The sequence below is a fragment of the Salinicoccus cyprini genome, from assembly GCF_007713705.1.
In the GTDB taxonomy this organism is placed as follows: Bacteria; Bacillota; Bacilli; order Staphylococcales; family Salinicoccaceae; genus Salinicoccus; species Salinicoccus cyprini.
In genome coordinates this window covers 208,969-227,744 of sequence record NZ_VMSJ01000003.1, presented here as the reverse complement: position 1 = coordinate 227,744, position 18,776 = coordinate 208,969, and the positions used below count along the sequence as shown (strand labels likewise).

At 48.5% G+C, this 18,776-nt stretch carries 19 protein-coding genes; 9 read left to right on the top strand and 10 right to left on the bottom strand.

All coding sequences use genetic code 11. From position 1 onward, the window contains the following. The first annotated feature begins 85 nt into the window (after window positions 1–85). Both pepT and FO441_RS08940 read left to right on the top strand, forming a co-directional pair. Window positions 86–1,306, top strand: a complete 1,221-nt coding sequence (gene pepT, locus FO441_RS08945) for a peptidase T (protein WP_145288898.1) — start codon at window positions 86–88, stop codon at window positions 1,304–1,306. A 96-nt stretch (window positions 1,307–1,402) separates the two neighbouring features. After that, complete coding sequence (locus FO441_RS08940) at window positions 1,403–2,800, top strand: MDR family MFS transporter (protein ID WP_145288895.1); 1,398 nt, start codon at window positions 1,403–1,405, stop codon at window positions 2,798–2,800. A 45-nt stretch (window positions 2,801–2,845) separates the two neighbouring features. Here the strand turns inward: FO441_RS08940 and FO441_RS08935 are convergent, their stop codons facing one another. Next, on the bottom strand, window positions 2,846–4,312 hold the full coding sequence (locus tag FO441_RS08935) for a DHA2 family efflux MFS transporter permease subunit (RefSeq protein WP_145288891.1): 1,467 nt from the start codon (window positions 4,310–4,312) through the stop codon (window positions 2,846–2,848). 79 nt (window positions 4,313–4,391) lie between these two features. Then, window positions 4,392–4,565, bottom strand: coding sequence for a hypothetical protein (locus FO441_RS12615; protein WP_186365525.1), 174 nt, complete (start codon window positions 4,563–4,565; stop codon window positions 4,392–4,394). Window positions 4,566–4,714: 149 nt separating this feature from the next. On the opposite strand from FO441_RS12615, the gene FO441_RS08930 reads away from it, so the two are divergent. Continuing rightward, on the top strand, window positions 4,715–5,176 hold the full coding sequence (locus tag FO441_RS08930; protein ID WP_145288888.1) for a DinB family protein: 462 nt from the start codon (window positions 4,715–4,717) through the stop codon (window positions 5,174–5,176). A gap of 108 nt (window positions 5,177–5,284) precedes the next feature. Here FO441_RS08930 and FO441_RS08925 read toward each other — a convergent pair whose 3' ends face one another. Continuing rightward, window positions 5,285–5,947, bottom strand: coding sequence for a type 1 glutamine amidotransferase domain-containing protein (locus FO441_RS08925; protein WP_145288886.1), 663 nt, complete (start codon window positions 5,945–5,947; stop codon window positions 5,285–5,287). A gap of 122 nt (window positions 5,948–6,069) precedes the next feature. On the opposite strand from FO441_RS08925, the gene FO441_RS08920 reads away from it, so the two are divergent. From FO441_RS08920 to FO441_RS08910, 3 genes are all read left to right on the top strand, one after another. Further along, entirely contained in the window at window positions 6,070–6,870 is an 801-nt protein-coding gene (locus tag FO441_RS08920) for a class I SAM-dependent methyltransferase (protein ID WP_145288883.1), read from the top strand. A gap of 125 nt (window positions 6,871–6,995) precedes the next feature. Beyond that, a complete protein-coding gene (locus FO441_RS08915) occupies window positions 6,996–7,634 on the top strand; it encodes an FMN-dependent NADH-azoreductase (protein WP_145288881.1) in 639 nt (212 codons plus the stop codon). Between the two features lie 77 nt (window positions 7,635–7,711). Beyond that, entirely contained in the window at window positions 7,712–8,143 is a 432-nt protein-coding gene (locus tag FO441_RS08910) for a GNAT family N-acetyltransferase (protein ID WP_145288878.1), read from the top strand. Window positions 8,144–8,147: 4 nt separating this feature from the next. On the opposite strand, the gene FO441_RS08905 is transcribed toward FO441_RS08910, so the two are convergent. Next, a complete protein-coding gene (locus FO441_RS08905) occupies window positions 8,148–8,417 on the bottom strand; it encodes a hypothetical protein (protein ID WP_145288875.1) in 270 nt (89 codons plus the stop codon). Between the two features lie 419 nt (window positions 8,418–8,836). Here FO441_RS08905 and FO441_RS12610 point away from each other — a divergent pair, with 419 nt between their 5' ends. After that, window positions 8,837–8,974, top strand: a complete 138-nt coding sequence (locus FO441_RS12610) for a hypothetical protein (RefSeq protein WP_186365524.1) — start codon at window positions 8,837–8,839, stop codon at window positions 8,972–8,974. A 48-nt stretch (window positions 8,975–9,022) separates the two neighbouring features. Here FO441_RS12610 and FO441_RS08900 read toward each other — a convergent pair whose 3' ends face one another. The 6 genes from FO441_RS08900 to FO441_RS08875 form a co-directional block, all read right to left on the bottom strand. Then, complete coding sequence (locus FO441_RS08900) at window positions 9,023–9,418, bottom strand: VOC family protein (RefSeq protein ID WP_145288872.1); 396 nt, start codon at window positions 9,416–9,418, stop codon at window positions 9,023–9,025. A 58-nt stretch (window positions 9,419–9,476) separates the two neighbouring features. After that, the gene (locus tag FO441_RS08895) at window positions 9,477–10,319 is read right to left on the bottom strand and encodes a carbohydrate ABC transporter permease (RefSeq protein ID WP_145288869.1); all 843 of its coding nucleotides are present in this window, start codon (window positions 10,317–10,319) and stop codon (window positions 9,477–9,479) included. 4 nt (window positions 10,320–10,323) lie between these two features. Then, window positions 10,324–11,211: a carbohydrate ABC transporter permease gene (locus FO441_RS08890; RefSeq protein ID WP_145288866.1), complete on the bottom strand. Its 888-nt coding sequence runs from the start codon at window positions 11,209–11,211 to the stop codon at window positions 10,324–10,326. An 8-nt stretch (window positions 11,212–11,219) separates the two neighbouring features. Further along, entirely contained in the window at window positions 11,220–12,581 is a 1,362-nt protein-coding gene (locus FO441_RS08885) for an ABC transporter substrate-binding protein (protein ID WP_145288864.1), read from the bottom strand. A 376-nt stretch (window positions 12,582–12,957) separates the two neighbouring features. Then, on the bottom strand, window positions 12,958–14,349 hold the full coding sequence (locus tag FO441_RS08880; RefSeq protein WP_145288861.1) for an L-cystine transporter: 1,392 nt from the start codon (window positions 14,347–14,349) through the stop codon (window positions 12,958–12,960). An 86-nt stretch (window positions 14,350–14,435) separates the two neighbouring features. Beyond that, window positions 14,436–16,508 (bottom strand): HelD family protein, encoded by a 2,073-nt coding sequence (locus tag FO441_RS08875; protein ID WP_145288858.1) that lies wholly within the window; start codon window positions 16,506–16,508, stop codon window positions 14,436–14,438. Window positions 16,509–16,642: 134 nt separating this feature from the next. Between FO441_RS08875 and FO441_RS08870 the strand changes: the two genes are divergently transcribed. Both FO441_RS08870 and FO441_RS08865 read left to right on the top strand, forming a co-directional pair. After that, on the top strand, window positions 16,643–17,053 hold the full coding sequence (locus FO441_RS08870) for a hypothetical protein (protein WP_145288856.1): 411 nt from the start codon (window positions 16,643–16,645) through the stop codon (window positions 17,051–17,053). Between the two features lie 117 nt (window positions 17,054–17,170). Continuing rightward, the gene (locus tag FO441_RS08865; RefSeq protein WP_145288853.1) at window positions 17,171–18,676 is read left to right on the top strand and encodes a pyruvate kinase; all 1,506 of its coding nucleotides are present in this window, start codon (window positions 17,171–17,173) and stop codon (window positions 18,674–18,676) included. Window positions 18,677–18,776: the final 100 nt, after the last annotated feature.

Sequence of the window (18,776 nt, the reverse complement as noted above, 5' to 3'; positions counted from 1 at the left end):
CATTTTAACACTCAGTGGAAGGTTCCATCGAAATAAAGTTCCGAATGGTATGATAGAATAAAATAAAAGCATAGGAGATGGAAACATGCGCAACAAACTGATTGAAAGACTTTCAAGATACGCAAAAATCGATACACAGTCTGATGTTTCAGGCAACTCGGTGCCCTCTACATACAAGCAGTGGGATCTGATCAACCTGCTCGCTCAGGAACTGAAGGAGATCGGCATGGAGGAAGTGGAAGTGGATGATAACGGCTACCTCATGGCGACATTGCCGGCGAATACCGACAATGCACCGGTTATCGGATTTCTTGCCCACGTGGATACAGCGACAGACTTTACTGGTGCCGGTGTCAATCCGCAAGTAGTGGAATACGCGGGCGGGGACATTGTATTGAACGATGCCCTCAATGTTGTCCTTTCCCCGGACCAGTTCCCGGAGCTTGAAAACTACAAAGGCCACACACTGATGACGACCGACGGTACGACACTGCTTGGTGCCGACAACAAGGCCGGCATCGCTGAAATCATGACTGCGATGGAGTACCTGATCAATAACGAAGACATCAGGCATGGCAAGATCAGGGTCGCCTTCACACCGGATGAGGAGATCGGACGTGGACCGCATCATTTCGATGTGGATCGTTTCGGGGCGGATTTCGCCTATACAGTGGATGGCGGGCCACTCGGTGAACTGCAGTATGAAAGCTTCAATGCTGCAGCTGCCAAAGTGACGTTCATCGGCAACAGTGTCCATCCGGGTACGGCAAAGAACAAGATGGTGAATGCCGGACGTATGGCGGCTGATTTCATCACCATGTTCGATGCGGAAGATACACCGGAGCATACGGAAGGGTATGAAGGGTTCTTCCATCTGACCAGCATCAAAGGGGATGTCGAGAAGACGGAAGTCAACTTCATCATCCGTGATTTCGACAAAGATGAGTTTGAAGCCCGCAAGCAGGAGGTCGAGGCCCATGTCGATGCGCTCAAATCCCAGTACGGCGAGGCGCGTGTTGTTCTGGATATGTCCGACCAGTACTACAACATGCGTGATAAGATCGAACCGCGCATGGAAATAGTCGAGTACGCCAAACAGGCGATGGAGAAACTCGATATCACGCCGGTCATCCAACCGGTCAGAGGCGGCACGGACGGCTCCCAGCTGTCCTATAAAGGGCTGCCGACACCGAATATCTTCACCGGCGGTGAAAATTTCCATGGCAAGTTCGAGTACGTGTCCGTAGATAATATGGAGAAAGCAGTCAATGTGATTACTGAAATCAGTCGGATTGCTGCTGAGTAGATTAGTTGATATTTGTTTCCGAATCAGGCAACATTTATAATGTTGTCTTTGGACAATCAAATACTGTATTGCTTAATTAATGAAAGAAGGATTTCTATGTCATCCAATGAACAGCAGTCTCAGGCGGAGTTCAATCGACTCCCGCTGATGGCTGTCCTTGTTTCCGGCGCATTTGCTGCCATACTTAACCAGACGCTTCTGTCTACAGCAATTCCTCCGATCATGGAAGACCTGGAAATCAACGCGGACGTTGCACAGTGGCTCCAGTCCGTTTTCATGCTGGTCAACGGCATCATGATTCCAATTACCGCGTTTCTGATTGGAAAGTTCTCGACACGGACGCTGTTCTTCACAGCAATGGGGCTGTTCGGCGCAGGCACGCTTGTCTGTGGTTTTGCCCCGAACTTCCCGCTACTGCTTGGTGGAAGAATTTTGCAAGCTTCTGGTGCCGGCATCATCATGCCGCTGATGCAGACGATCATCTTCCTTGTCTATCCGATAGAAAAACGCGGTACGGCAATGGGAATATTCGGTCTTGTGATCGGATTCGCGCCTGCAATCGGTCCGACACTTTCCGGCTGGTTTGTAGAGAGCTACCCATGGAGAGGGCTTTTCTTCATCATCATTCCAATCGTAGTGATCGATCTGATCGTTGCGTACTACATTCTGAAAAATGTCACTGAGAAGACGAATCCGAAGCTCGACATCCCATCCATCATCCTGTCCACTTTCGGTTTTGGGGGTCTGCTCTACGGTTTCAGCGCTGCTGGCAGCAGTGGTTGGCTGAGCGCACCGGTAATGGCTTCGCTCCTATTCGGTGCATTGACACTGTTCCTCTTCATCAGACGCCAGAACAGACTTGAACAGCCGATTCTCGAATTCAGAGTGTTCAAGGATAAGATATTTGCGATTTCAACAGCACTCGGCATGGTCGTGTTCATGTCCATGATCGGCGGTGCAGTGATCCTGCCTATCCTGATGCAGGATATGATGGGATTCAGTGCATTCGAATCCGGTCTGATGCTGCTGCCGGGTGCATTGGTCATGGGCTCCATGAGTCCGGTCACCGGCAGGCTCTTTGACAAATTCGGTGCAAGGTGGCTCGCCATCATCGGCCTGTTTCTGGTCACTGTTTCAACGTTCCTGTTTACGATGATCACGGCCGAGACCACATTCACGTATCTAGCTGTAGTCAATGTGTTCAGAATGCTCGGCGTGGCGATGGTGATGATGCCGGTGACAACAGCCGGTCTGAACCAGCTCACACCGCAGATGGTACCGCACGGTACTGCGATGAATAATACGATGCGGCAGATTGCAGGTGCAGTCGGTACTGCGCTGCTCGTCTCCATCATGACCCATACCGGAGATCCTACAGCTGGACTCGAAGGCATGATAGAAGGTGTCAATACGGCATTCCTTGTTGCAGCCATCATTTCACTGATCGGTCTGCTGCTGTCGTTTGCCTTAAGAAAACCAACGTCACAGAACTAGAAAAGACATCCACTCTGAAAAATATCAGAGTGGATGTCTTTATTTTTATTTCTCTTCTGCTGTAATCGGTCTTGTTTTTGTGACAGTATCCGTTGCGATATCATCGGTGGATACACGTTTAAGAAGGAACGCAAGTAGCATGGCGGCGGTGAGCAGCAGTGTGGCGATCAGGAAGGCAAGGTTGATGCCTGAGAGCATCGCCTGGTTGGTCACCGCAAGGTCGGGTGCATCTGCACCACTCAGCACTGCATTCATCCTGTTCTGCATGATGGTGATCAGAAGTGCTGTACCGATGGCGCCGGATACCTGGTTCAGCATGCTGTTGATGGATGAACCGTGCGGCGTGAGTTTCGGTGTCAGCTGGTTCATACCGTTTGTCATTACAGGCGTGAGTACGAGTGTCAGACCGAATGCACGGATCGAATACAGCATGATCAGAAATCCGTAGCTTGTATCGAAAGTGAGCTGGCTGAAGAAGAACGTTGTAGATGCAGCCAGGAACAGGCCGAATATGGCGAGTCGTTTTGGACCGAACATATCGAACAGCTTGCCGGATACAGGACTCATGAGTCCCATGATCAGTGCACCTGGCAGAAGCAGCAGTCCTGTTTCGAGTGGCGATATGCCCTGAATGTCCTGAAGATATATCGGCATCAGGATCATACCGGAGAAGAGAGCCATGTTGGTGACACCAATGATCAGGGAGGACAGCGTAAACATCGGGAACTTGTAGACCGAGAAGTTCAGCATCGGGTCGCTCATGCGCGTCTGTTTTCTGATGTAGAAGAAGACACCGATGAATCCGACGACAAGCGCAGTCAGAACATCTGCTCTGAGCCAGCCGCTGTTACCTGCTGCACTGAAGCCGTATAGTATGCCGCCGAACCCGATTGTGGACAGGATGACGGATGGAATATCGAGTTTTGTACTGTAGTTCGTATCCGTTTCAGGCAGTTTGAACCATCCGATGCCAAGGACGATGAGAAGCACCGGGACCATCATGAAGAACAGGATATGCCAGGAGTAGTTTTGGACTACGAAGCCTGACAGTGTCGGTCCGATTGCCGGTGCAAAGAACATGACGAGACTGAAGAGCCCCATTGCTGTGCCTCTTTGTGCTGGCGGGAAGCTGGTGATCATGACATTCATCAATAGCGGCATCAGAATAGCCGAGCCTGAGGCCTGGACCATCCGGCCGATGATCAGAACGATGAACGTCGGCGAGAAACCGGCAACCAGTGAGCCGGTCAAAAAGAGCAGCATGGCCAGAAGGAACAGCTTTCTGGCGCTGAAACGCTGCATCAGGAATGCGGTCGTTGGAATGACGATGCCGCTGACAAGCATGTAGGCTGTGGAAACCCACTGCACTGTGGATGTTGTCACACCGAAATCATCCTTTATGGACGGCAGGGCAACATTCAGAAACGTATTGGACAACAGGGCGACGAAAGCCCCTGAGAGCAGTATGAATATAAGGCGGTAATCCGGTTTGGATCTTTCATTTGTTTCCATAAAATACCTCTATTTCTTTAAAATCAATATTACTATTATATTCCGATTATCGAAATAAGCAAGGTATTTATTTGGGAGATCATCCAATCCGGTTATCTATCGTGATATAGATGAAAAAGCCGAGCGTGATGCCGAGCAGCAGGGACAGGGGAATGGCATAGCCTGCAAGTGCAGGTGCAAATGTCATGATCAGCCAGTAGATGGCGAGCGCGATGATGCCCATCAGTACCAGGTTAAGCAGGAAACGTGTCATAGGAAATCCTCCACTATCATTTTATATGGATGCCGATAGGCATCCGATGCTATCCGAATTATATCATAATGCTAGAATGTGACTGGATGAATAAAATCGTTCATTCAGGGTAAACAAGCAATATACACCTATAGAAGAGGAGAATGATGATGAGTAGAGAATTATTGCTATTCGAACTTGGGAAAGTAAGGCAATGGACACTGTCCATATTTGAAGGAGTAGAAACTGAAGATTTCCACGCAGTGGCTGCAGAATTTCCTAACAGTCTCCACTGGCAGCTTGGTCATGCAGCAACCATGATGGAACAGGTGACGCAAGAACTGACAGACAAGAACGATGAAACATACCAGAGGTATGTCAAATACTTCGGGTATGGTACAAGCCCTGATGACTACGACGATGAGACACCGGCAATCGATGAAATCGAAGCACTTCTGAAAGGACAGCCTTCACGTCTTGAAGATGTGGAAGAGGAGGCAATCCAGCAGGAACTTCCAGAAGAATTCATGGGAATGACAACGCAGGAGGAGATGTTCGGTTTCACAATCATGCATGAAGCGATGCACGTAGGTAAAATGCAGGAAATGAAGAGGGTCATGAATAATCGATAGAATGGCACAAAAAGAGCATCCTTGGGATGCTCTTTTTTGTGGAAAGATGTTATCATTCATTTTGAGACATAAAAAAACCCCGACATAATGCCGGGGCAGGGGAGTCACCTACTGTAATCTATTGACGACTGCCCTGGCTGCCGCTTCGGCTGAGGCAGGGTTCTGTCCGGTAATGAAATTGCCATCTGTGACCACGTGCTCTTCCATCGATTCCCCGACGACGAAGCCTGCACCGTGGGATTCCAGTTTGGACTGGAGGGCAAACGGCATATCATCCAGCAGTTCCATCGCTTTTTCTTCCGCATTGGTAAAACCGGTCAGTTTGATGCCGTCCACGACATATTTGCCATCTTTCGTCTTGGCATCGACAAATGCTGCCGGTCCGTGGCACACTGCAGATATTACTCGACCGTCATCCTTGAAGAAGGCGATGATATTCTGGATATCCGGCTGTCCCGGAAAGTCGTACATCGTCCCGTGGCCGCCGGCAAAGAATACTGCATCGTACCTTTCGTACACCATGTCTTTGACACGTTTCGTAGTTTGCAGCAGTCTGATTACATCATTGTTCTTGTCTTCATCGTCACCTAAAGAGTTTGGATCAAGCGGCACGGAACCGCCTTTCGGTGATGCGATATCCACTTTGAAGCCGGCGCTCTGGAAAACATGATAGGGCTCTGCAGCCTCACCGAGCCATAGCCCAGTCGGCCTGTTTTCGTCACCATTGATCGTACCGTGGTTGGTCACTATTAATAATACGGATCTAGTCATATCAATATCCACTCTCCTTTATTGAGGTTTACCCTTACAAGGTGACGGATAATCCCATTTAAAGAACCTGTTTCATGAATAATTGCACTAAAAGACAAATCATCCCTATGGAGGAAGTTAAAATGAATGTAGATTTTGGCAATGTTGCGAAGGAGTACGTGAAGTTCCGTAATGATATTCCTGAAAATCTGATAAGGGAACTGGAGAAGCGGGGTGTTGAAGTCACCGGCAGCAAAGTGGCGGATCTCGGGGCCGGACCTGGCCTGCTCAGCAAAATGCTGAGTGATAAAGGTGCCATTGTGGATGCCATCGAGCCATCACCGGAACTCATCGAAGTCGGCAGGCAGCATATCGGCAGTGACCAGAGGATCAACTTCACACAGAACTACGCCGAAAAAACCGGCTTGCCTGCAAACAGCTACGATATTGTCACGGTGATGCGTGCATGGCACTGGTTCGACCGCGAAGCAACGATTGAGGAAGTCCGGCGGATTCTGAAACCCGGTGGATACCTCATCATTATTGATTCAGGCTTCACTTCCGCCTCCAAAATAGTCAAGGAGTCGATGAAGATCATCCAGTCCTACTCGCCGGACAAGCAGATTCGTGCGGCAGGAACGAAGGAGCTCGCCACCCAGATGATCAACAGTTTCCCTGTCGAATGGTTCGATGAATGGAAGCATGCCAAGTTCGATCTGATGGATATGTACAAGATGGATTACGATGTCCGCTTCACGAATGAAGAATGGCTCGGACGCCTGTCCTCCGTCTCCTGGATCGCCGCCTTCAAGGAAAAGCAGAGGACGAGCACGCTGAACAAGATCAGAGCCTATCTGGAAGAACAGTTTCCGGATGATAGGCACAGGATTCCGCATATTCTGAGTGTCGCCATACTGAAAAATAAAAACAATCTTCCGCTGTAGAAGCATATTATCTTCAATTGGAAATAAAGTGGTGGACACAATCATTTTTTATTTACAACCTGATTACTTTTTGTTATCATATGAAATGCATGATATCAAACCACACACTTTTGGAGGCAATATAAATGAAGAACGTACTTGTAGTCAAAGCGAACAATCGTCCTGATGGCATCTCAACAAAAATGTATGATGCATTCATGGAAGGTGCAGAAGACAATAAAAACCTCAATATTGAAACATACGATGTATTTGCAGAAGATATGCCATATATCGGTCACGAACTGTTCAGCGCTCTGGGCAAAATCCAGAACGAAGAAGCATTGGATGCTTGCGAGCAGCGTCTGATGGATGCAAAACAGAAAGCGATGGACGCATTCGAAAAAGCGGATGTCATCGTATTTGCATTCCCACTGTGGAATCTGACGATCCCTGCGCGTCTCCAGACGTTCATCGACTATGTATACTCTGCAGGATTCACATTCAAATACAATGCGGATGGTTCCATGGCACAGCTCATGACGGACAAGAAGATCATCCTGTTGAACGCGCGCGGTGGCGTCTACAGCACACCTGAAGCGAGCGGCATGGATATGTCCAGCAACTACATGAAAGCCGTCTTCGGTGGCGTATTCGGAATGGAAATATTTAATGAAGTCGTTATTGAAGGGCATAATGCAATGCCACAGGAAGCGGCAAGAATCATCGAAGAAGGCCTTGAAACTGTACGTGAAAGTGCACGTGAGCTTGACGCACAATTTGCATAGAATATACAAAGGACCGATGCTCACGCATCGGTCTTTTATGGTATTATTTGAATAAATCCGAAATAGGAGGCATTCGAATGTGGCATGTAAAAAAGTTTGAAGCACTCGACACCCGCACGCTGGAAGAGATATACAGGCTGAGGGTGGCGGTGTTTGTAGTGGAGCAGGAGTGTCCCTATCAGGAAATCGATGGCAAGGATGCACACTGCACCCATATCTATAAGACGGATCAGACCGGCATCATCGCCTATCTCAGAATCGTACATGAAAACCCTGTATCCATCGGGCGGGTCATCGTCAGGCAGGACCGCCGCAAAGAGGGGCTCGGCCAGGAACTGATGCACAAGGCAATGGACTTTGTACATAAAAATCATCAGGGCGAACGGATCTACCTGCACGGACAGGCCCATCTCGAGAAGTTCTATCAGTCATTCGGCTTCAAAACAACTTCCGATGTACATCTTGAAGATGGCATCCCCCATGTTGATATGGAATACAAAGAGGATTGATCATTCAATTCTCTTTTGTTTTTGTCTCCTCGATCAGCCAGCGTCTGTTTTCATCCTTCTCATAGGATAGACGATTTTCTGCTCTGATCTTCTCCAGCTCCTCGAGCATCGACCGGTTTTCAAGCAGATAGTTCTCCTGCCTGAGCTGCTCGAGTTCAATCTCCTTATTCAGTACATCGACGCGGATCTGTTCCATTTTCCGCTTATGCTTCATATAGTCGCTGCCGAAACCGCTCGCCACAGCGATCAGTACAATCATCACTATCCACCACATGCGTTCTACCCCTTTCCATATTCTTCATAGTATTTGAATCCAGTATACAATACATGCAGCCAGGACAGCGGTAAAAATATCCGAAAATACGACTTTTTTCACTTTATATCGTATCTCAATAATTGTGTGTATTCAGAAAACAAATACAACATGCACGAACAAACAGAAAAAGCGGTTACATGGAGTATAACAATACATTTTTTGGCATGATTTTTCCATCATTTAGATAACTTTGAAATTATACTACATATATTTTATATTTTAATTAAATTTATTAAAAATTATCAATAGATTTACTTTGGTAAATATATCACATGATAATTGATAAAACCGCGTTATGATGGTATATTTAACCTAAGTTAAACGATATTAATAAAAGTATGAATGAAATAAATTACAAAAATTTAGGGGGAAATAAAATGTTTTCAACAGATCGTGCTTCTGCAGACCTGCGCATGGCAGAGTATAAGAGAATGGCTGAGAGTTCCATCTATCTTTCCGAGAAGAAGAAAGTAGCCAAAACGAAAAAATCCTTCCTGGCAAGAATGTTCGGCTAAAACCCATATGAATGACCATCCCTGAAACAGAAGAGGGATGGTCATTTTTTATTGGGATAGATTCAGTTGCCATGTGACGCCGAACTGGTCCTGTATCCAGGCGAACTGCCTGGAGAATCCGTAGTCATCGAGCGGCATATGGATGGCACCCCTGGTTTTCAGCTTACGATAGTACATTTCCATCTCCTGGAATGTTTCGCATTCAATGAAGAATGACATGCTCGGTGTGAAGGTGGACTCCTGTGGCACCTGGCTGTCCATCACTCTGATGAGCTGATCGTGGATTCTTATGGCCCCCTGGACCACTTTGCCCTCAAGTTCAGGCGTACCGGCATCGTATTTCTGCAGCAGCAGCACTTCTGCATCCTTGAAAGTTTCAGTGTAGTAGCCGAGCGCCTCTTCAGCACGGCCTTGGAACGTCAGAAACGGGTTCATTGATTTCATGATCTATCTCCTCATTTTTCCTCCAGTATAACAAAAAAATAGAACGCCCATGGGCGTTCTATTTGTCTTCCGTCTGACCGAGTATGTTCGACCCCTGGATGAAATACTTCTGGAAAAAGAAGAACAGAAGTATGACAGGCAGAAGGACGAGCAGTGAACCGGCCATCAGATAGTTCCATTGTGTACTCGACTGCTCCTTGAATACTTGCAGACCGAGCTGCAGTGTATACAGTGACTCGTCATTCAAGTAGAGCAGTGGGCCGAGGAAGTCGTTCCACACGCCATTGAATGAGAATATTGCGACTGTAAACAGTGCCGGCTTGATCATCGGCAGGGCAATCTTGAAAAATATATGGAAGTGGTTGGCACCTTCCATCCTGGCGGCTTCGATCATGCTGTTCGGTACACTTTTGAAGAACTGACGCAGCAGGAATATGTTGAACGCACTGCCGAAGAATGAAGGCAGAACCAATGGATAGTATGTGTTCACCAGTCCCAGTTTTGCGAATATGACGTATTGGGGAATCAGTGTAATGAATCCCGGCAGCATCATGGTCGACAGAACAAGAATGAACAGTTTGTCCCGGCCTTTGAAGCTTATTTTCGCAAAGCCGTACGCAATGAAGGCATTGACGAAAACATTGGCCAGTACCACAAATACGGTAATGACGGAAGTATTGACGAAATAGGTCAGGAATGGTGCCGCCTGGAATATGTCGACAAAGTTCGAAAAATGTATATCCTGGGGGATGAAAGTGAATTCCCCGCGATAGATCTCCTCCATCGACTTCAGTGATATGGAAACCATCCAGAACAGCGGTGCAACCATGAACAGGCTGCCGACGATGAGAAGAACGAAGTTGAAAGATCTCCAGAACTTCATCTTATTGGAGTTGTACATTCAGTCATTCCCCCTCATAGTGCACCCAGCGTCTGGCCAACCAGAAATTGATGATGGTCAGGACGAGTACGATGATGAACAGTATCCACGACATCGCCATCGCATATCCCATATCAAATAGGTTGAAGGCGTTGATCCACATGTAAAGATTGTAGAACAGGAGCGAGTTCTGCGGTGCGCCGGAGTTGTCGGAGCTCATTACATAGGCTTCCTGGAATATCTGGAAAGCACCGATTGTGCTGGTGACGATATCGAAAAAGATGATCGGTGTGATCATGGGCAGCGTAATCTTGAAGAACATCTGCACACGGGAAGCGCCATCCATGATGGCCGCCTCATAGAGTGCTTTTGATACGCCCTGCATAGCGGCAAGATACAGCAGCATGCTGCCACCGGCACTCCAGAGCTTCATGATGATAAGGGACGGCTTAGACCATTCGGGGTCGAACAGCCAGTTTGGGCCTTCGATGCCGAATAGGCCGAGAAACTGGTTGACCAGTCCTGTAGACGGGTCGAGCAGCTGCATCCACAGCAGGTAGACACCGACACCGGACAGTATGGCCGGCAGGTAGTAGATGGTGCGGAACACCCTCATGCCACGGATATTCTGGTTCATCAGAGTCGATATCAGTATGGCGATCATTGTAGTCAGCGGAACCGAGAAGATGACGAAGTACATCGTATTATAGAGTGATGTCCAGAACAGGTCGTCATACATGAAGAGTTCCTTGTAGTTCTGGAAACCGATAAAATCCATCTGTGAGGTTACATTGTAGTTTGTAAAACTGCCATATAGAGAAAAAAGGAGGGGGCCGAGTGTCAGCCCCACAAAACCGATGATCCATGGCAGTATGAACAAGTACCCATACAGATTCTCTTTCTTTTTATACATGAAATCACCTATCTGTTGTTTTCGACTATGCGTTCAAGGTCGGACTGCGCCTTTTCGAGTCCTGCTTCGACTGTGGTGTCTTCACTGATGATGGATTCGAAGGTCGGGTTGATGGTGCTGGCGTAATCCGGTGCAACGAGCGGCTGTGGTGTCAGCAGTGTATTATCCATGTTCTCGACCATAAGTGAATAGACTTCCTGGCCGGCTTCGCTGAATTCTTCGCTTTCAGCTGCAGCCATGGCAGCTTCCTGGTTTGCGACAAGGTCGAAGTTGTTTTCCGCCCAGTAGAGCTGTGTATCATGGTTTGTCAGGAATTCGATGAACTGGTAGGAAGCTTCCGGATTTTTGGCGCCGCTCGGCACTTCAGCTACAAATCCGCCACCCCATGATGTATGGCCATTGCCTTCTTCCTTCTCAGGCAGTGGTGCCACTCCGAAGTTCAGATCCTGCCCGAAGTCCCTGAGTTGTACATAGTAGTTGGCATTCTGTACCATCATCGCGATATTGCCCGCCATGAATGGATCCTGCTGGGCATTTTCAAACTGCGAATTGATGGACGTGATCGTATTTTCGCCGTATTTATTCTTCTGTTCGAGTATCCAGTTGAATGTATCGTGGACAGGCTCAGTATCGATGGATACATTGCCTTCCTCATCGATGTAGTTTTCACCCAGGGCATTCAGCATCCATAGATCGGAACCCGGGCCGATAAGCGGGTAGAATCCGATGGTTTCGTAGCTTTCCCCTTCCTGCACATCAAGTGCAGCAGCATATTCTTCCATCTCTGCCCATGTGGATGGTGGGTCTTCAGGATCAAGTCCCGCCTCTTCGAACAGATCCTTGTTGTAGAAAAGAATCTGCGTGTCGGTGTTGAAAGGCAGGGCATACATTTCGCCGTCGACCATCGTCGCTTCTGCCATCTGATCGTAGAAGCGGTTCTGCACCTCTTCATCGACGAATTCTGTGAGTGGCTCCATCTGTCCTTCCTGGGCTCTCAGCTTCACCGTGTTGATGTCGTTGATGATGACATCGGGCGGATCTCCTGCAGCAATGGCCGCAAGGTTCTTCGTCCAGATGTCTCCCCAAGGCACGTAAGTATGCTGGACTTCTATTTCCTCCTGGGAATTATTGAAGTCCTCTATGATCTGATCGACGATTGGGCGTCTTTGTTCTGAGCCCCAGAAAGTCCAGAAATCAAGTGTAATCTTTTCTCCGCTTCCAGATGCTTCGGAGCCGCTGTCAGCAGTATCCCCTGAAGCATTGTCGGTCTCCGTAGAAGCCGGCTCCTCAGAACCGCCTCCAATCTGAAAACCACCACAGGCGCTCAGCAGTAGTATCGACATGACAATAAGCAGTAAATATTTCTTCATGCTACATCCCCCGTTCATATATAATATTGTGAATATTCATTTATGACTACATTATATCAAAGAAGAAGTGAAATGCTATGGAGAAGTAGTAATAATCAGTAATTTATTTTTAAGTGTTCAATGCATAACGCATTAAAATGGAGGAGCAGCAAGGATTAAGGATACTTTTGATAAAAAGTGAACATAAGCCATATCGTTGGTATCATTGCGGTTGAATCTTCTTCTCAGTGGAGACGGTAGGGGGATAGGGGAAGGCGGCTATGTCAAAGAAGTGTTTCTTCTGTAATACAATCACAAATTAGAAGTAATATTTTTTGAAATTAAAGATTAAAAAATTTCAAAAGAAAAACCGGTACCATAAGGGTACCGGCTGATATTATGCTTCTGCTGCAAGCTCACCATAGTTTTCATCATTATATACGCTCTTGTCCAGTGTGCCGTTCGTTTTGGCAGTAATGGTGCCTGCTGTCATTGAACCGTTGACATTGAGTGCGGTTCTGCCCATGTCGATCAGTGGTTCGATGGAGATGAGGACAGCGGCCAGTGCGACCGGCAGATTCATCGTGGACAGGACGATAATGGCTGCAAATGTTGCACCGCCACCAACACCTGCAATACCGAGTGAAGCAATGACGGTCACAGCGATCAGTGTCAGGATGAACTGCGCGTTGATTTCAACACCGGCGGCCGGGGCAATCATGATGCCGAGCATTGCTGGGTAGATGCCTGCGCAGCCGTTCTGTCCGATGGACAGCCCGAAGCTGCCTGAGAAGTTGGCGATGCTTGCAGGAATGCCAAGTCTAGTACGCTGCGTCTGTATGTTGAGTGGCAGTGTACCTGCACTCGAGCGGGAAGTGAAGGCAAACAGCAGTGCTTCGGATGTTTTCTTGAAGTACTGCACCGGATTCAGTCCCGTGAGTGAGATCAGCAGCAGGTGGATGATGTACATCGTGATCAGTGCTGCGTAGGAAGCAATGACGAACAGTCCAAGATCGTAGATGGCCTGGAAATCACTTGTTGCGACGGTGGATGTCATGATGGCAAGGATACCATATGGTGTCAGAGCCAGTACCAGTTTGACAAGCTGCATGACCCAGTCGTTCAGGGCAATGAGACCCTGTCTGATCTTGTCGCCACTTTCCGGGTTGCGTTGCATGAGACGGACGAAGCTTACGCCAAGGAATATGGCGAAGAATACGACAGCAATCGTGGAAGTTGCACGATCTCCGGTGAAGTCAAGGAACGGATTGGCCGGCAGCAGGGAAACGAGCTGCTGTGGCAGTGTCTGATCCTGTACTTCGGAAGCAGTGCTTTCCAGTGACAGTGCACGTTCGTTTTCCGCTTCACCCAGGTTCAGGCTGGAAGCATCCAGATTGAAGACGAGTGCTGTAGTGATGCCGATCGCAGCGGCGATGGCTGTTGTGCCGAGCAGGATACCGATGATCTTGAGACCGGATTTCAGGAATTTCTCCTGGATGTCCATTTTCGCAAAAGCACTCAGGATCGAGATGAAGATCAGCGGCATGACGATCATCTGCAGCAGTCTGACGAATCCGCTGCCGACGATGGCGACCCAGTCCATCGTAGTTGTAATGACGGTGTTTTCAACGCCGTAGATGAGCTGCAGTGCTGCACCGAATACGAGCCCGATCAGCAGCCCGATCATTACACGGTAGGAAAATTTCACATTCCGGCGCTTCAGCACAACGAGTGCACCGATCAGCAGCAGGAATGCAATGAGGTTGATTATGACAAGTAATGCATCCATTATGTTATCTCCTTTGAATTTGTAATCAAGTAGAACTATTATAATGGATTAAAACATACTTGTAAAGTAGGATATATTGGATATTTCTAACTTTCCGGATTCAGCAGATGGAGATGCCGTGTAGCGCGGGATGCGAGTACATAGAGGATATGCTTTGAATCCGCATAATCATGCGCGCTGGTCAGGATGACCGTATTGTATTCGAACCCTTTCGACAGATAGTAGGGCAGGACAATGAACGACTGGTTGTAGAGTGTATCCGTCTCCCCGAGGTTCTTGATCTGCGGGAATTCCGATTCCAGCGCCTTGTAGTAGGCGTCTGCTGCTGCCCGCGTCGGTGTAATGATGGCCACCTGCGGATGCTCATCATTACGGAGCAGTGCCTTGACGTATTCGATTTCGTCATCTGTACGTATCTTCTGCACCTCATCCCCATCGACCGATACGGATTTTATGGACCCTGGGATGATGCTGTTCAGAAAAGCGTTGATCTGGTTGGTGGAACGGTACGACTGTTCCAATCTCTTCTCCGTATGGTCACGTGCGATGAGCGGGTCCTTCCTCCCCGGATGGATCTGCTGATTCGGGTCTCCGAGGCTTGTGAATGTCGCCTTGTGGTAGAAATGGCGCATCACATAGTACTGGATATTGGAATAATCCTGCACTTCGTCGATGAGCACGTGCTGGATCTGCCTGTCCGTCCTGCCGAGCACATGGATATAGAGATATAGAAGCGGTGCAATGTCTTCATATTTAAAGTCGTTCTCCTTGATCGAACGCACCGTCTGGTTGCGGAACTTCCTGTCGCCAATCGAATTCAGGTACAGCTTCTCGAAATGGACGAAACGGAAGAGTGAGATCTGACGGTGGACCACTCTAAGCTGCTTTTTCGCATATTCATGTGCTTCCTTCTTCAGTTCGTTCTCTTCCCCGATGTACGTGTTTGTCTCATGCAGTGCTTTGAACCGTTCCTCCGTCAGCCTTCTGATTTCCTCGGTGTAGCGGGACAGCAGACGCTCCTGCATCTTGGCGAGCCTTCTGCGGACCGGATGGGCGGAGAGTTCATTGTAGAAGATGTGGGCAAGCCCCTCCTTTGTATAGAACATGCCATTCTCTCCGACGAGGTTTCTGAATTCCATGCCCGCTTCACCGAGCGACTGGATGAACTGATGAAGGGTGCTGAAGTAGTCGATTGAATTTTTATATTCGTATATGGCGTGACCGGAGTCGCTCTCCCTCAGGCGGCGTATGTTCTCATAGACGTGCTCGAAGTTTCTGCCTTTGAAGTAGGGGAAGCGCGACAGCAGACGATAGAATGTCGTATTTTTGACATGGTTCTCGCCGAGCTCCGGCAGTACGTCCGACAAGTAGTCGTTGAATACTTCATTGGGGGATACGAGCAGTATATTTTCAGGGTTGAGCGTGTTCTTGTGCTGGTACAGAAGGTAGGCGATCCGCTGCATCGCAAGGGATGTCTTCCCGCTGCCCGGTGGACCGTATACAAGGGTGTCCCTAGAGAGGGGCAGCCGTATGATGTCATTCTGCTCCTGCTGGATGGTCGAAACGATATTCTTCAGCCGGGACTGTGATGAGTCGGTGATCATGTTCTGGAGAATTTCATCACCGATATACATGTCGCTGTCGAACATGTTGACGAGCGTGCCGTCTTCGATGATGAACTGCCGCCTCTGTTCGACGGTGGCATCGATTCTGCTGCCGTCAGGGATGATATATGACAGATCACCGGTCCGGTTCTCATAGAACAGGCTCGCAACAGGGGTCCGCCAGTCATAGATCAGGATGTCATTATCCTTGTTCTTGATTGTGCCGGTACCGATATAGATCGCTTCGCCATCGACAGTGATCTTGCCGAAATACGGCTTTGGAATCATGCGTTTCGTCCGTTCGAGCATTGTATGAATATAGTTGAAGTTCATTTCAGTCGTTCTGATCTCCGGCAGCATCTGCACGAATTCCATGACGTTGCCGTCTTCAAAGTCGATGGCATTCGAGATGTTTTCGTTGATCTCGTATCTTGTGCCGACGATGCCCTCTGCGGTGCGGCCCTGTCTCATCTCGAGATCGGCTCTGAATACTTTCAGGAAATCTGTGATGAAGCCGAGATGCCTGGCTTCCTCTTCAAATGATAGAATTTGCATTGGGATCCTCCTTTGACCTGACACTTATCATATATGCATTCATGCATTTTTAACAGACTTAAATTCAGATATGCCATATGCTATAATGGAAGTGTGAAAATAACGGAAATAATCATTGCTAAAGGATAGCGACCATGGGAAAAATTATAACATCCGGTCTTGTGACCGGCGTCATTTCCGGCATGCTGCTTTTACTGGTATGCGCGTATGTTGAATTTGCAGCAGAGATGGAACTTGCGACACTGCTTCTGAATGTGGATTTTGTCTATGGCGGCAGCTTTGGCATCGTTCTTGAGGTATTGCTTCATCTGGCAGTATCCGTCATTCTGGCCACGGTGCTCAAATGGTTGTACGTCTACAAGAAAAACCTCTATATGCCCGGCATGGTGACAATCGGAGCAGTGACGACACTGCTCTATTTCATACTGTCGGCACTTTCGGTCCAGGATCTTGAACTCTATGGCTACATCGGATTCACACTGTGGGTGATCCTTCATATCGGCTACCTTGAAGCCCTGCACCTGATGTTCAGACTGGGAATGTAAAATTCGGCGCTTTCGGACCTTTCATGGTCCGAGGGCGCTTTTTTATCATGGTAGATTTCCGTTGAGCGGGTATAGACTACTGTACTATGAAGAAATCATGCAAATGAGGTGAAACGGATGGACAGGAAGAACGCACAGCCGCTGCTCGATGAAGTCATGGATGTCCGGGCATCGGTCAGACAGGAGGGGGACGACCTCTTCAGTGAATGGAACAGGGACGGCATAAGGGAAGCGTACAGTAACAGTGCCAGAAATCTGGCCTACTATATGGCATTTCGCAGAAAAGATATGCGGGCTTTGCAGGAAAAGCTCATTCCATGGGGGCTGTCATCACTCGGCCGCCTGGAAGCGGACGTGATGGGCACACTGAATGCGGTCGTCCGCACGCTCGGCTATATTGCAGACGCAGACGTCGGGGATATCGACTACCGCTCCTCCGATTCTTTTCTCGAGCGTAACCAGGCACTCAGAAAAAATTCGGATGAGATTTTCGGGCCCGCCCATGAAGACCGGGATACACGCGTACTTGTGACGATGCCGTCTGAAGCGGGGCAGAACTATAAATTGGTCAGGCAGCTGGTGGAGTCGGGCATGAACATGGCACGCATCAACTGCGCGCATGATGATGCATCGGTATGGTCCGCCATGATCGAAAACATCAGGAAGGCGGCGGATGAAACCGGGCTGTCCTGCCGGATTCTGATGGATATCAGCGGACCGAAAATAAGAACCATGCACCTTCTGACATCAAAACGCAGCCCGAAGCTTGATGTCGGCGAACGGTTTCTGCTCTCAGGCGATACATCGATGACACTGCCGAAAGATATCGAGATTGCACTCAATACTTCCGTGCCGGAGATGATCGGTAAAGTCGAAGTCGGGCAGAACATCAAGATGGATGACGGCCATATTGAAGCAAAAGCACAGGAAAGGGTCGATCAGGGCGTCATATGCGAAGTCACCCGCACGGTGAAGGAAGGCGGAGTGAAGGTCAAGACCGAAAAGGGCATCAACTTGCCTGATCTTGATTTCAAGCTGCCAGTTCTGACGGAAAAGGATTATAAGGACCTCGACTTCGCGGCACAGCATGCGGACGCTATCGCATTTTCCTTCATCAAGGATATGGAGGATATCGACATGATAGAATCGGCACTCGGAGAACGGCTCACCAAAGAGAAGCAGGATATGCCGATCATCGCAAAGATCGAAACGCCTGAAGGCATCAGGAACCTGCCGGATATCATCCAGCGTGCAGCTGGTGCACGGCCGTTCGGTGTCATGCTGGCACGTGGTGATCTGGCTGTTGAAATCGGCTACGAGCGGCTGTCGGAAATACAGGAAGAGGTGCTATGGATCTGTGAAGCGGCACATGTGCCGGTCATCTGGGCGACGCAGGTCGTCGAATCGCTGGTGAAGACAGGCATACCGACACGCTCTGAAATATCAGACGTTGTCGCCGGTTCAAGAACCGAGTGCATCATGCTGAACAAGGGTGAATATATTGCGGACGGTGTGCAGGTGGTTTCCGACATTCTCGGCAAATTCGAGGATCACCACTACAAGAAGACCGCAATGCTCCGATCACTCAGCATTGCCCGGAATACCTTCGATACAAAGGAATAGAGTATATTTTAAGGGGGGCACACTGCGTGCCTCCCTTATTTAATGAAAACGCATTCATTATCAGAATCATCTATTTTTTCAGAAAACATCTTTCCTTTAT